Raw genomic sequence first — 13687 nt, 5'->3', positions numbered from 1 at the left:
CGACGCTCAACGGACGTGATCACTTCAATCGGATGCTTCGTCATAGGACTACTCCTAGTGTTTGCACTAGGACTTCCGATGTTCACGCCAATCTCGCAAGGCGGCCCTCACCGGAGGCGTACCAGCATACGAGTGCGGCGACAAACACGTCGTAACGCCACCGACATAGGCTTCTGCGGTGGCGCACTGGATTGGGCAGAGGATTGGTGGCAGTCAGACGCGCACGAAGCTTGAGCATGCCAATTCTGTCTCAGCGGCTCAAAAAATCGTCGCCGTTCTCTACAACCAACCCGGGTCGGGCGACACTCAACGGATACGACCACGACGGCGAGAGCCGTCTTGGTGCGAAATTTCCAGTTCGCGAACTGTTAGAGCCGAATCCGAAGCCTTTTTGCCAGAGAACCTATAACTCCAGCCCGAAAAACAAGGACAGCGAGGACGAAAATCACGCCCTGTAGAACGGTAACCCATTCACCGAGGGAGGCGAAGTAGTTGTGCATCGATACCATCACCGCGGCCCCAACAACCGGTCCAAAGATCGTTCCCATGCCCCCAATAAGCACCATGAAGAGAGCTTCACCTGACGTCGACCAATGGACGTCGGTCAAGGACGCTAGCTGAAACACGATAGCCTTCATCGATCCCCCCAATCCCGCAATAAAGGCCGAGAGGGCAAACAAAAGGAGCTTGTATCGATCGGCCTTGTAGCCGAGGGAGGTCGCGCGGCGCTCGTCCGCCCGAATTGCTTGCAGCGCCTGGCCGAAGGGGGAATGAATGATGCGGTAGCTCAGCAGATATCCAGCGAAAAATACCACTGCGACGACGTAATAAAGGGACAAATCGCTTCTGAGATCAACGATACCAAGAAAATAACCCCGTGGGATCGCTTGCAGCCCGTCCTCTCCTCCGGTCGCCGAGGATCGCAGCGATACAAAATAGACAAGCTGGGCAGAGGCCAGCGTAATCATCGAGAAATAAATGCCCTGCCGGCGTATCGCCAGCGACCCTATCAGCAGACCGAGAATAACGGCGGCTATCGTGCCTGCGAGAATGGCAACTTCCGGCGGGAAACCCCAGACCTTCGCGCTATATGCACACACGTAACCAGCGCTGCCGAAGAAGGCTGCGTGTCCGAAGGAAAGGAGGCCGCCATAGCCCAGCAACAGATTGACGCTGCAGGCAAGGAGCGCGAAACACATGACCTGCATCATAAAAACCGGCGAAAGGATGAACGGTCCCACAACAAGAATTGCGGCAAGAGCGAGAAAGCCCCACTTTTCGGTGTTGCTCGCGTCCGAATTCGCCGAGATCTCATCGCCCACTTGTGCGATTTGGTTAGCGCTGGCCAAACAAGCCTCCTGGTTTAAAGATGAGGACGATCCCCATGATGACGAAGATGACGATAGAGGCGCCTTCAGGATAAAATACCTTCGTCAAGCCCTCTATCAGTCCAAGTCCGAAGCCGGTGACGACCGAGCCAATAATCGAACCCATGCCGCCGATCACAACGACTGCAAACACCACGATTATCAGATCGCTGCCCATAGCCGGATTGACCGAATAGATGGGAGCCGCGAGAACGCCGGCCAACGCTGCAAGCGCCACACCGGCGCTGTAGGTGAGCGTCACCAGCAATGGCACATTGATGCCGAAGGTTCCCGTCAGGGCTGGATTCTCGGTCGCAGCACGCAGATACGCCCCGAAGCGGGTTTTCTCGATGACGATCCAGGTCGCGACGCAGACTGCAACCGAGGACAACACGACCCAAGCACGATAGTTGGGTATGAACATGAACCCGAGATTGGTCCCTCCAGTTAGCCCTGGCGGGATCGAATAGCTGAGCCCCGACGTGCCATAGTAGTTTCGTAGAACGCCTTGCAAGATCAGGGCGATGCCGAACGTCAACAGCAGCCCGTAAAGATGGTCGAGGTCATAAAGGCGAGCGAGAAGAAGCCTCTCCATCACGGCTCCGATGAGCGCCGCTACAATCGGAACTATGATCAGCGCTCCAAAATAACCTATCCCGAGATAATTCGACAGTATCCAAGCGCCGAAAGCGCCAAGCATATAAAGGGCTCCATGGCTGAAATTGACGATATTGAGCACTCCAAAGATGACCGCCAAACCCAATGATAGGAGGGCGTAAAATGCTCCATTGATCAACCCGAGTGTCAGCTGACCGAAGATTGCCTGAGAAGGGACCCCGAAGATTTCAAACAATGTCTTAGACCCCCAAATAGCGTTTCAGCTTTTCCTGATTGGCGTCGAGTTCTTCGTTGCGGAACATGTCGACGATGCGGCCAAGTTCGACGACGTAGTGCCGGTCGGCAACGCTCGAGGCAAAATGGAAATTTTGCTCGACCAGCAAGATCGTGTAACCTCGCTGCTTCAGCAGCGTGATGATTCGACCGATCTGTTGAACAATGACAGGTGCGAGACCTTCGGTCGGTTCATCAAGAAGGAGCATCTTGGCCCCTGTCCTGAGGATGCGTCCGATGGCGAGCATTTGCTGCTCCCCGCCAGAAAGCTTGGTGCCCACTGTCTGCAATCTTTCCCGCAAATTTGGAAACAGATCGAGAACTTGTCCGGTGGTGAAGCCGCCGTCGCTGATGGTCGGAGGAAGAAGCAGGTTTTCTCTCACAGATAGAGAAGAATAGATTCCTCGCTCTTCCGGGCAGAATCCAATTCCGGCTCTTGCGACGGCTCGCGGCGGGAGTTTGATTAGTTCGCGGCCATCAAAGTAAATTGATCCAGTACGCTTTTGAATCAAGCCGATGATCGACTTCATCGTTGTTGTCTTGCCAGCGCCGTTCCGGCCAAGCAATGTCACAACTTCTCCTTTTTGAACATTGAAGCTCATGCCATGTAAAACATGACTGTCACCGTACCACGCTTGTAAATTTTCGACTGACAAGTAGCATGAGGTCCCCCCACTTGGCGCACGAGCTGTTTCAGCGACCGCCTCAAGCATGACCCCCTCCAATATATGCTTCTATGACACAAGGATCATTCGCGACCGCGTCGTAGCTACCTTCGGCCAGGACCTTCCCACGGGCAAGCACTGTGATCGCGTCAGATAGCGACGCGACAACCGAAAGGTTGTGCTCGACCATTAAAATCGTCCGATTGACCGATATCCGCTTAATGAGGTGCGTAATTCTTTCGACGTCGGCCTCCGTCAAACCGGCCATCGGTTCGTCGAGAAGAAGCATCTCCGGGTCGAGCGCAAGAGTGGTCGCGATTTCGAGCGCCCGCTTGCGTCCATAGGACAACTCGTTGGCCATTGTTGCCTCGAAACCATCCAACCCAACATCCCCGAGGAGAACGCGGGCCTCGCCGTTAAAGCGCTCCAGAGCCTTTTTTGAACGCCAGAAATCGAAGCTTTCTCCCCGTTTGCGCTGGAGTGCAACGCGTACATTTTCCAGGACGGAAAGGTTAGGGAAAATCGCAGAAATCTGAAACGATCGCACGATGCCTTTTTGCGCAACAGACGATGCCGGGACCGCCGTGATATCTTCACCGTTGAAGATAATAGTCCCGCGAGTAGGGGTTAGAAATTTGGTAAGCAAATTAAAACAAGTCGTCTTACCGGCTCCATTTGGTCCGATGAGCGCATGTATGCTGTGTCGTTTTATGGCGAGATCAACACCATCGACAGCACGGAAGCCATCGAACTCCACGGTCAGCCCTCGCGCTTCCATGATTAGGTCTGATTGCAAGTAAATTCCTCCCATCGAGCATGCGTGGCGTGTTGGGGCTAGAGTGGCGGTCTAATGTGCGGCTGCGTTTGCAAGCTGTTCGGCGAGTGCACGCAATTTGGCTTTCTGCACCTTTACGCCATTTGGCCCACCTGCCTTTGGGAACTCGCTGACGACGTGGTAGTGGATCGGCACCTTGTACCTTGCGAGCTTATGTCCGACGAAGGCGATCAAGTCTCTGTCGCTGACAGAGATTTGATTTTGTGGAATGATGAACGCTACGGGCCTCGTTCCTTGCGCGGTTTCGATACTGACGACCTGAGCTTCCGCGATTCCCTCATGCGTTTCCAACACAGTCTCAATTTCGGTGGGATCGACAAGGAATCCTCCCAGGCGCATCGCGTCGCCCATGCGCGCCAGGTAAACGAAGCGGCCATCTTCCTGCGAATAGCCGAGATCCCCGGTGCGGAAATACCCGTCGCTGGTCATAGCAGCTGCCGTCGCCTCGGCATTTCGGAAATAGCCGCACATGAAGCTCTGCGGCGCAAGCAACTGCAACTCGCCCCGCTCTCCATGCGCCAGCGTGTCTCCAGTGGCCGGATCCACGACCCGCACAGAGGAGTCGGCACTCACGAGCCGCCCGCCGCGACAGATACGCTCGGCACGCGACCCCCTCGGGTTTTGGATTGAGACCAGAGCCTGTAGCTCGCTGGAGCCATACATGTTCACCAATGTAAGACCCTTGGTTTCTGCTGCGTCGAATATCGCTTCCAATCGCGGGTTCATTCCCGAAATTCCGAGACAGCGCACTGTTTCGAAAGAAGAGGCATCTGCAATGTTGAGCAGCTGTTCGACCCCATCGTCCGTCGCCATCGAGTGCGTTACGCGACGCTCCTTCAGCAGGGAAGCGATCCTCGAAACATTCCATGATGCCGGGATCACCAAGTTGGAGCCGCCGCTGAGGCCAGCGAATAGGGAACTCATGCCGTAGGTGCCGCAGAAGGGTACGACGACGGCCATCGTGGACGCCGACGTCATATCGATCGCGGATGCCACATTCCGGCCGTGTTGGATAAGGCGTTGCTGGACATGAAGTGCAAACTTCGGGAGGTTCGTCGTGCCGGAGGTGGTGAAGATCAGGGATCCTCTCTTGGGTGAAGACCGGTCGGGCGCCGTCCCAGAGGCATTCAAAATCTCGCCATAAGGTACAACAAGCAGCTCGGGAAACCTCTCCAAAGGCTCGACTTGGTCATTGAGATCAATAACCAATCTAAGGTCTCTCAGCGATTCGCAGTCAGCGAGGACCGACTTTGCATCTGTCGTCGCGGAGTCGATCAGAATTGCTTTAGCTCCGCTTCGCGTGATGATATCGCCAATCTCTTTGACCCGAAATTTCGGGTTGAGCGGTACCACAATCGCTCCGACTCGGGCGCAAGCACAGAGAACTGCGAGCCATTCTGGGCAGTTGGCAAGCCAGATCGCCACGCGTTCGCCCTCTGCGACCCCCGCTCGTGACAGACCGGTCGCAACCCTTGTGCTAATGTCGTATAGTTCGCCGTAGGAAAGGACGACGTTGTCAAAGATAAGGCGCGTGTCATGCCGGCCGTTGGCCAGCAGGAGCGCGGGGATTGTCTGAGGTTGTTCTGGATTCAATCTGACCTCCCATCAGATCGAAGAGGAAACTTGCGGAAAAGCAAATTCACACTTGTGTCCTCACGTTCACCATTTCGAATTCTTTGTCAATATGCGGTCGACGAAATTTGAAGGGGAAGGGACCTCGTGCCCATATGACAGGCAGCGTCTTATCGATCGAACCGCGAGACGACCCGGCATGCCATCAGCGATCATGATTGCTCCCACCCTTCCGGCTCAGTGCAACCCCGCTTAATGAGAAGACGTCCTGAATGATGGTCGCAGAAGGCGGATTAGCCGGCCCCGGGGAGTTTGGGAGGCGGCGGTGGAAGCTTCGCCGCTCGACGCTCGCTTCCCTGCCGGAACCAAGTACAACTGCCGTCGGGCGTTCCCGCGAAACCTGTTTGAACTTCCTGAGGTACGACCACACTCAACTGCCGATCTCGCGAACGAAAATGACGCAGCGGAGACAAGCTACGGAAATCTTGAAAGTACAACTAAATGATGCAGGCGAGAGCCGTTGCTTTTTCCAGCTGGGAGAAGTGTTGGATCAGCGCAATCAAATGCTCCCCATACTCCGCTTGGTTCTTTTTGATGCGACCGATCGGCCCCGTGATAGCCACTCCAAGCGGCTCGCCTCCCAACTCAATGTGAACCGCGATCACCATGACATCGGGAACATTTTCGCCGTGCGTAATAAACAGATTGCTTTGCCGACTGATCCGAATGTCCTCAAGCAGACCATCGATCGTCACAATCGTCGAGTCGGTCACCTTTTTCATACCCACCTTGCGGACAACAGCAAGGAGCTCGGAGTCTGAGAGCGTGCTAGGCATCGCTTTGCCTATCGCGCTTGAGTGAAGCGGCTTGATGTCGCCAGGTTTGGCGGAGTAGCGAATCGAGCGGCTACTCTCCATGACCTCAAGATAGGTGATGTGATCGCCTCGGCGCATTCCAAGAAGGATTGTCTCGTCGGTGGCCGCCAACAGCTTTTTCATCTCGGGCTGCAAGATATCGATGATCGGGTCACTTCGAGCTATAAGTTCCAAAACGGTGAGTATTCTTTCGTGGGAAATATGAGCTCTCGGTCTTCTAAAATGTATACATAACCGCGCTGGCGCAGTGTTTTGACGAGGGAATGTGTGCTAGACGTCGGAGACCCAAGTATTTTTGCAATTTCTGCGAGGTAAATCGGGCCTTGTAGGCGTGCTACGACTTCGAGTAAATCCAGAGTTCGTAATGCCGTATTTACGTTTTCAGGCGCCATCTACACCTCAAAGTCTTTTATACGTCCGGTTATTATATGTGATCCGCTTTTTCAATAACATGTAATCCCCGGCTCCCGTGAGCCTGTCTTTTTTGCGATGCGCGTGTCGGTCGGTAAAGAGCAGATTGTCGAGGTCTGGCAGCATCCGCAGGCTACGGCAACGACATCGCCATGACAAACGCCGACCCATGACCCTCGGCTTGTTACCGTTATTTCCCTCTGCGCCATTGACACAAAAATTCATGTATGAGAATAGATATTCTGTATCCTGAATTTTACGAATTGGGCCGCTGAAAAATGAGTGCTGCAGTATCTCCGAGCCATGAGGACCCGTACCGAAAATATGTTCATTTTGTCGATGGGGCCGACAGAGACACGGATCACGATCACTATTTCGAGTCTGTAAATCCGACGACAGGACGGCTTTGGGGACGATTTGCCATCGCTGACGATGTGGATGTCGATGTGGCGGTGCAGTCCGCCCATAGGGCGTTCCGGGGGGAATGGTCACAGATGTCGGCGAGCAAGCGTGGCTCGCTCATGACACGCTGGGGCGAGGCGATTGCCAACAACGCCGATTTTATTGGCCGACTCGAAGTCACACAAAATGGCAAGCTGCTAGCAGAAATGAAACTTCAAGCGCAGATCGCACTGGATTGGTTGCGCTACTTCGGTGGACTGGCCGACAAGATCGAAGGCTCGGTCATTCCGCTCAACCAGACGAGTGTTCTCAATTATACTCTTCGCGAGCCGCTCGGCGTCGTTGGGGTGATTACGCCGTGGAATTCTCCGACCTTCCTGACAATCATGTCGGTGGCGCCGGCACTCGCTGCCGGCAATACGGTGGTCCTTAAACCTTCCGAGGTGACGTCGGCCTCGGCCATAGAACTTGCACGTCTCGCCAAGGTGGCCGGTATTCCGGATGGTGTAATCAACGTGGTGACGGGCCTTAGGAGGACGGGCGAGGCGATCGTCGATCATCCGCTGGTTCGAAAGGTGGCGTTTACCGGAAGTGTTGGCGCCGGCAAAGCGATCGCCGGTAGATTGTCGCAACGGCTTGCCAGCTACACCTTGGAACTTGGCGGCAAGAGCCCGAACATCGTCTTTCCCGATGCCAATCTCGATCAGGCAGAGGCGGGTGTACTTGCCGGCATTTTCGCGGCGGCTGGGCAGACCTGTATCGCTGGATCGCGAGCATATATTCATGAGGCGATCTACGACGAGCTGGTTGATCGGCTGACGCGGCGGGCGAAATCAATCGTGCTTGGCGACCCGCTGCTTACGTCGACCCAGATGGGCCCAGTTGCCACCAGCGCGCAGCTCGAAAAGGATCTCACGATTGTCGCTCAGGCCCGCGATGACGGCGCGGAACTGGCCTATGGCGGCGAACGAGTGAGCGTCGGCGACTTCGGCGGCTACTTCATCTCGCCGGCCATCCTGACCGGAGTTTCGCAGAACAACCGCGTGATGCGCAATGAGGTCTTCGGTCCGGTGCTTGCGATCGCGAAATTCAAGGACGAGGATGAGGTCGTCTGCCTGGCGAATGACTCACCCTTTGGCCTCGCTGCCGGTGTCTGGACCAACGACATCAAGCGCGGCCACCGCATGGCCCGCAGGCTGGAGGCTGGCACAGTCTGGCTCAATACCTATCGCGCGCTCGCCTTCAACTCGCCTTTCGGCGGCTACAAGGACAGCGGTGTTGGCCGTGTCAACGGGATCGATGCTGTGAACAGCTTTCTGCAAACCAAGAGCGTCTGGTGCGAACTTGGCGACGAGGTCCGCGATCCGTTCGTGCTGAAGGCTTGAGCCTAATTGTCAATCACAACGCAATTTTCAGGAGGAACACGATGAACAAGGCACTTTACGATCAGGGAATGAAGATCCGCAAGGAAGTTCTCGGCGAGCGATACGTCGCGAATGCCATAGCGGCGGCGGACGAATTTAACACGCCCCTTCAGGATTTGGTCACTGAGTACTGTTGGGGGGCGGTCTGGGGTCGCGATGGTCTCGATCGGAAAACACGCAGTCTCATAAATCTCGGAATGATCAGCGCGCTCAACCGGCCCCACGAGCTCAAGGCGCACGTGAAGGGCGCCCTGCGCAATGGTGTTTCCAAGGACGAGATCCGCGAAGTGCTTCTGCAGGTCGTCATCTACTGTGGGGTTCCAGCCGGGGTGGAATCCTTCCGCATCGCGCGCGAGGTCTTGGCTTCCGAGGCTGCGGATTCCGCGGCCTGAACAGCCATGATCGAAATCCAAGGAGATTGTAATGTTGACCACAGCCGAAGAGCCGCGTGCGGGAACTAAGGAAATGATCATTGACGCCGACGTCCATCCCTGGATCAACGGCGACATCAAAGGCCTGCAGAAATATCTCTCTCGCACGTGGTGGGAGCATTTCGACGGCCGTTACGTTCTTCCCAATCACTACCTGAGGCCACCATTGGCCCGCGCCTCTTCGAACCGTCTGGACGCCATGCCACCCAGCGGCGGGGAGCCAGGTTCGGATCCGGTCTTTATGAAGGAAGACCATCTCGATAGGCACAACATCAGCCACGCGATCCTCTCATCGATCCAAGCCGGAAAGCTGGCGGCAATCCCAACGCCAAATGAAGCGATCGCTCTCGCGACTGCTTTCAATGAATACTTCCTCAACGAATTCATTACCGTCGATGATCGCTATAAGCTCGCGATGGTCGTGGCCGCCCATGATCCTTTCGCCGCCGCGGAGGAGATCCGCCGCATCGGCAACCTCCCGAGTGTGGTGGCCGTTTTCATGCCGCTACTCAACACGATGATGGGCAACCGGCATTATTATCCAATCTACGAGGCTGCCGAGGAATTGGGCCTGCCGATCCTGATCCATCCGACTGGGACGGAAGGAGGATTCCCGACTGCTGTCACCTTTGCCGGCGGGATCCCGAGCACCTACATCGAGCGACATACGCTTTTCCCAGAAATCGGCATTTCCGCGATCACCAGCATGATCTTCGAGGGCGTGTTTTATCGATTTCCAAGGCTAAAGCTGCTCGCTGCCGAGTTCGGCATCACTTGGTTGCCGCATTTTCTATGGCGCATGGACCAGAACTGGCATCAGTTCCGCAAGGAGGTGCCTTGGGTGAAGACCAAGCCGAGCGACACCGTCATCGAGCATATCCGCTTCACCTCGCAACCGATCGAGGAGCCTGAGAGGCCCGAATATCTCGACCAGATGCTGGAAATGATTCAAGCGGAGAAGACGCTGCTATTCAGCACCGACTATCCGCATTGGGACAATGACTTTCCGATGCAGACGCTGACGCGCCTTTCACCGGAAAAACGTCGCCGCATCTTCTTCGATAACGCTGCCGATCTGTTCGGTCTGAAGTAAGTCAATTTGGAGAAAATGGTGTGGCATCGCATCTCGTGACGACACTTGAGGTTTTGGAAGAAGCTAAGCCGTCAGTACATACGGTTGAGGGCCGATCGATCGGCATCATCAAGTCGAAAGGCGAAATCTATGCGGTCCGGAACGTTTGCCCGCACAAGCGGGCGCCGGTCTGCCAAGGACAATTGCGCGGCACGATGCTGCCGAGCGCCCCGAACACGTTCGTCTTCGGCATGGAGAACGAGGTTCTGCGATGCCCCTGGCATGGCTGGGAATTCAATCTCACGACCGGAGAGACCATTTGCGATGGTCTTAGCAAGAAGCTGACCTTCTTTCCGGTCACCATCAAGGACGGTGCGGTCTACGTCGAGATCTGATCGCAGCCGCACTCCTCCAGCGCAAAGTAGGGAATTGAAGATGGCCGTCATCACCTTTGAATATCCGGACGGTACTAGCCGCGACGTGGAAGCGACCGCGGGAATGAGCGTTATGCAGGCAGCGAAGACAGCCGGGATTGACGGTATCATCGCGGAATGCGGCGGCGATATGGTCTGCGCCACCTGTCACGTTTTCGTTAAGTCGAAGGAATTGCTGGACCATTTGTCACCTCCGTCCATAACAGAAGAGCAGATGCTCGACTTTACTTCGGAACGGCGTCGGCAAACCAGCCGCTTGAGCTGCCAGATACCGGTCAGCGACGCGCTCGACGGTCTCGTGGTAGAAATTCCTAGGACCCAGGTCTGATGGATAGGGTTGTCATCATCGGCGCTGGACAGGCGGGTTGTCAGCTTGCGGTCTCGTTGCGCGAAAAAAACTTTCCGGGTGATATCGTTCTGCTTGGTGACGAGGGCGAGCTGCCGTACCAAAGACCGCCGCTTTCAAAAGCGTATCTCAGAGACGCAAGCGGCTCCGACGCCCTGCGGATTAAGCCGGCCGAATTTTTTGTCGAGCGTAACATCGATTTTCGTGCGGATACTCCCGCGGAATCCATTGACCGGTCGCGGCGCGAAGTTGCGCTCCGCAGTGGCGAGACGGTTAGTTATGATCGTCTCGTGCTTGCCACGGGTGTGCGAAACAGAACGGTCACGCTACCGAATGCCGACGCGAAGTCGATCGCCTATCTGCGGACGCGGCGTGAGGCTGAATCTCTGAGGTTGCGCATGGCGCAGGCCCGGACCGTGGTCGTGATTGGTGCGGGCTTCATCGGAATGGAGTTTGCCGCCGTGGCACGCCAGAGCGGTCTCGATGTGACTGTCATTGAGCAGGCAGATCGTTCGATGTCGCGCGCCGTATCGAAGATCATGTCGTCATTCATCGAAGCGCGACATCGTGCTGAAGGCGTAAATTTCGAATTCGGAGCCGGCATTCAAGGCTTCGAAATTCGACAATCGGTGGCTCAAGCCGTGTGCCTCAATGATGGGCGCAGCATCCCCGCGGATCTCGTTCTGGCGGCCGTTGGCGTGATCCCGAACACTGACCTTGCGGAGGGGGCTGGGCTGCGCACGCGCAACGGTATCCTCGTCGACAGGACACTCACCACCGACGATCCCGTCATTCACGCGATTGGCGACTGCGCCGTCTATCCTCATCCACTTTGCGGTGGGAGAGAAATCCGTCTTGAGTCGGTGCAGAATGCTTCCGACCAAGCGCGGTTTCTCGCTAGCGCAATCATGGGCGAGGCGACCCATTACGATTCAGTGCCGTGGTTCTGGAGCGACCAGTACGATATGAAGCTGCAGATCGCCGGCGTCCCCGGTCCCGACGATATCCACCAGCTATCAGGCGACCCGATCGCGGGCCAATTTTCGGTTCGGCATTCTACCGATGGCCGCCTGACAGCGCTCGAAACAATGAATCAGGTGCGGGAGCACATGCTCGCCCGCAATGACTTGAAACGCACACTGGTGGCAATAGGGTCGCCGTCGGCATCCCGAGTTTGAACGAGATACAGTAATCAGCGATGAGAGGAGACAGTGATGTCCGCGAAAGTGATCGGATTCATCGGGCTTGGAAAGATGGGAGCGCTGATGGCAGCACGCCTCGTCGCGGCAAACCGGAGCGTCATCGCATTTGACACCAATCCTGCGGCGGTCGCCGCTTTGGAAGGGTCGGGAGCAAAGGCCGCAAAGTCGGCACGTGAGGTTGCCGATTCTGCCGAAATTGTCTTCGGCAGTCTGCCGACCCCGGACGTCGTGCGCGAAGTCGCGCTCGGTGAGAGCGGTATCTCCGACGGCCTTGCGATCAAAGTCTTTGTCGATCTTTCGACGACGGGTCCGAAGGTCGCGTCGCTCGTGCATGCTGGGTTGGCTGCGAAGGGCATTGCGTGCGTCGATTGTCCGGTTAGCGGCGGATTGGCCGGCGCTCGTGACGGGAAGCTGACCCTCATGGTCTCCTCGGACGAAACGCAATTCGAGGAGATCCGCGAATTGCTGTCCACGCTCGGCAAGCCGGTCTTCGTTGGTTCAACGCCTGGCGCGGCGCAGATCATGAAGCTCGCCAACAATCTTCTAGCGACTTGCGCGCTGGCGATTACCTCCGAAGCGTTGGTATTCGGTGTGAAAGGCGGGCTCGACCCCGCAGTGATGTGCGAAGTCTTCAACATGAGCAGTGGGCGGAATACCGCGACCGTCGACAAATTTCCCCGCTCGGTGCTGACCGGAACTTTCGACTTCGGCTTCTCGACCGGGCTTGCCTACAAGGATGTCCGCCTGTGCCTTGACGAAGCGGAGGCTTTCGGCGTTCCCACTCCTGTTGGGAGCGCGGTCCGCCAGGTGCTTGCAATTACTCAATCGAAATACGGCGCCGATTCCGACTGGACGAGCATGATCCGCCCGTTCGAGGAATGGGCTGGTGTCGAGGCGAGAGCGGGACAACCTAGGTCGTAGGTTAATGACCGGAGAACATCCGAGGAGAAAATTGATGAAGGCAGACGACACGTTCACGACCGATATTGGCTGGAGCACGGCCAATTCCATAACAGTGTTCGGAATGGACTTTCCCTCGGAAATCCTTGGCTCGCTCAATCTCGGCGACATGGCTTTTCTGGAACTGACGGGACGAGTGCCCGATGCGAATGAATCGCGCATGTTCAACGCTATGGTAGTCACGCTCGTGGAACACGGATTGACGCCAAGCACGCTTGCAGCCCGACTCACCTACCTCGGCGCGCCGGAAGCGCTCCAGGCTGCGGTCGCAGCTGGGTTAAGCGGCCTCGGCAGCGTCTTCGTCGGTAGCGTTGAGGGTTCCGCCAAGATGCTCTACGAGGCGTTTGCGAAAGATGATAGCGAACCGCTTTCTACCATCGCAGCCAGAGTGGTTGCTGACTTCGACGCTCGCAAGCAGATCATCCCCGGCATCGGCCATCCTTTCCACAAACCCATCGACCCGAGGACACCGCGTCTGATCCAACTCGCAGAGGAGACCGGATTTCGACGCAAGCATGTCGACCTCGTACTTCAGATCTCGGCCACGGCAGAGAAGAAAAAGGGCAAGGAACTGCCGGTAAATGCGACCGGTATTCTGGGCGCGCTGTGCTGCGAAATGGGTTTTGACTGGAAGATTTGCCGCGGCCTTGGCGTCATGGCACGTGCCGTGGGAATCGTCGGGCATCTCCTGGAGGAATCCCGTAATCCGATCGCACGGAAATTGTGGTTAGAGACAGAAGAACGTGCGACGCGCCATCTGCGTGAAGCAACAGGCAATGGAACAGTGGAGGAATGAGCAG

General features: G+C 56.3%; 15 protein-coding genes. 8 read left to right on the top strand and 7 right to left on the bottom strand.

Features of this window, described 5'->3' with window-relative positions:
- Positions 1-368 precede the first annotated feature (368 nt).
- The 7 genes from LQK84_RS19665 to LQK84_RS25360 all read right to left on the bottom strand — a co-directional run bounded on the left by LQK84_RS19665 (position 369) and on the right by LQK84_RS25360 (position 6597).
- On the bottom strand, positions 369-1349 hold the full coding sequence (locus LQK84_RS19665) for a branched-chain amino acid ABC transporter permease (RefSeq protein ID WP_269072190.1): 981 nt from the start codon (positions 1347-1349) through the stop codon (positions 369-371).
- Positions 1336-2220 (bottom strand): branched-chain amino acid ABC transporter permease, encoded by an 885-nt coding sequence (locus LQK84_RS19660; protein ID WP_230830426.1) that lies wholly within the window; start codon positions 2218-2220, stop codon positions 1336-1338. The genes LQK84_RS19665 and LQK84_RS19660 overlap by 14 nt, the downstream gene beginning before the upstream one ends.
- Positions 2221-2224: 4 nt before the next feature.
- Positions 2225-2971, bottom strand: a complete 747-nt coding sequence (locus LQK84_RS19655) for an ABC transporter ATP-binding protein (protein ID WP_230830425.1) — start codon at positions 2969-2971, stop codon at positions 2225-2227.
- Positions 2964-3734 carry an ABC transporter ATP-binding protein gene (locus LQK84_RS19650; RefSeq protein ID WP_442966990.1) on the bottom strand — a complete coding sequence of 257 codons (771 nt, stop codon included), beginning with the start codon at positions 3732-3734 and terminating at the stop codon, positions 2964-2966. Before LQK84_RS19650 ends, LQK84_RS19655 begins: the two co-directional genes overlap by 8 nt.
- 36 nt (positions 3735-3770) lie before the next feature.
- Positions 3771-5351, bottom strand: a complete 1581-nt coding sequence (locus LQK84_RS19645) for an AMP-binding protein (protein ID WP_230830423.1) — start codon at positions 5349-5351, stop codon at positions 3771-3773.
- Between the two features lie 476 nt (positions 5352-5827).
- Positions 5828-6379 (bottom strand): IclR family transcriptional regulator, encoded by a 552-nt coding sequence (locus tag LQK84_RS19640; protein ID WP_442966989.1) that lies wholly within the window; start codon positions 6377-6379, stop codon positions 5828-5830.
- Positions 6367-6597: a helix-turn-helix domain-containing protein gene (locus LQK84_RS25360; protein WP_442966988.1), complete on the bottom strand. Its 231-nt coding sequence runs from the start codon at positions 6595-6597 to the stop codon at positions 6367-6369. The genes LQK84_RS19640 and LQK84_RS25360 overlap by 13 nt, the downstream gene beginning before the upstream one ends.
- Positions 6598-6894: 297 nt before the next feature.
- Here LQK84_RS25360 and LQK84_RS19635 point away from each other — a divergent pair, with 297 nt between their 5' ends.
- The 8 genes from LQK84_RS19635 to LQK84_RS19600 are packed head-to-tail and all read left to right on the top strand — an operon-like array spanning position 6895 to position 13683.
- Positions 6895-8403, top strand: a complete 1509-nt coding sequence (locus tag LQK84_RS19635; RefSeq protein ID WP_230830421.1) for an aldehyde dehydrogenase — start codon at positions 6895-6897, stop codon at positions 8401-8403.
- 41 nt (positions 8404-8444) lie between these two features.
- Positions 8445-8834 (top strand): carboxymuconolactone decarboxylase family protein, encoded by a 390-nt coding sequence (locus LQK84_RS19630; protein ID WP_230830420.1) that lies wholly within the window; start codon positions 8445-8447, stop codon positions 8832-8834.
- A gap of 31 nt (positions 8835-8865) precedes the next feature.
- Entirely contained in the window at positions 8866-9966 is a 1101-nt protein-coding gene (locus LQK84_RS19625; RefSeq protein WP_230830419.1) for an amidohydrolase family protein, read from the top strand.
- Between the two features lie 20 nt (positions 9967-9986).
- The gene (locus tag LQK84_RS19620) at positions 9987-10340 is read left to right on the top strand and encodes a Rieske (2Fe-2S) protein (RefSeq protein ID WP_230830418.1); all 354 of its coding nucleotides are present in this window, start codon (positions 9987-9989) and stop codon (positions 10338-10340) included.
- Between the two features lie 40 nt (positions 10341-10380).
- Positions 10381-10707, top strand: a complete 327-nt coding sequence (locus LQK84_RS19615) for a 2Fe-2S iron-sulfur cluster-binding protein (protein ID WP_230830417.1) — start codon at positions 10381-10383, stop codon at positions 10705-10707.
- Positions 10707-11903: an NAD(P)/FAD-dependent oxidoreductase gene (locus tag LQK84_RS19610; RefSeq protein WP_230830416.1), complete on the top strand. Its 1197-nt coding sequence runs from the start codon at positions 10707-10709 to the stop codon at positions 11901-11903. Before LQK84_RS19615 ends, LQK84_RS19610 begins: the two co-directional genes overlap by 1 nt.
- Before the next feature lie 36 nt (positions 11904-11939).
- On the top strand, positions 11940-12848 hold the full coding sequence (locus LQK84_RS19605) for an NAD(P)-dependent oxidoreductase (protein WP_230830415.1): 909 nt from the start codon (positions 11940-11942) through the stop codon (positions 12846-12848).
- A 34-nt stretch (positions 12849-12882) separates the two neighbouring features.
- Positions 12883-13683: a citryl-CoA lyase gene (locus tag LQK84_RS19600; protein WP_230830414.1), complete on the top strand. Its 801-nt coding sequence runs from the start codon at positions 12883-12885 to the stop codon at positions 13681-13683.
- Positions 13684-13687: the final 4 nt, after the last annotated feature.

This window comes from Rhizobium sp. C4, assembly GCF_021026315.1.
Taxonomy (GTDB): domain Bacteria; phylum Pseudomonadota; class Alphaproteobacteria; order Rhizobiales; family Rhizobiaceae; genus Ensifer_A.
The sequence above is the reverse complement of the archived record's forward strand: the minus strand, read 5'-3'. Positions and strand labels throughout refer to the sequence as shown.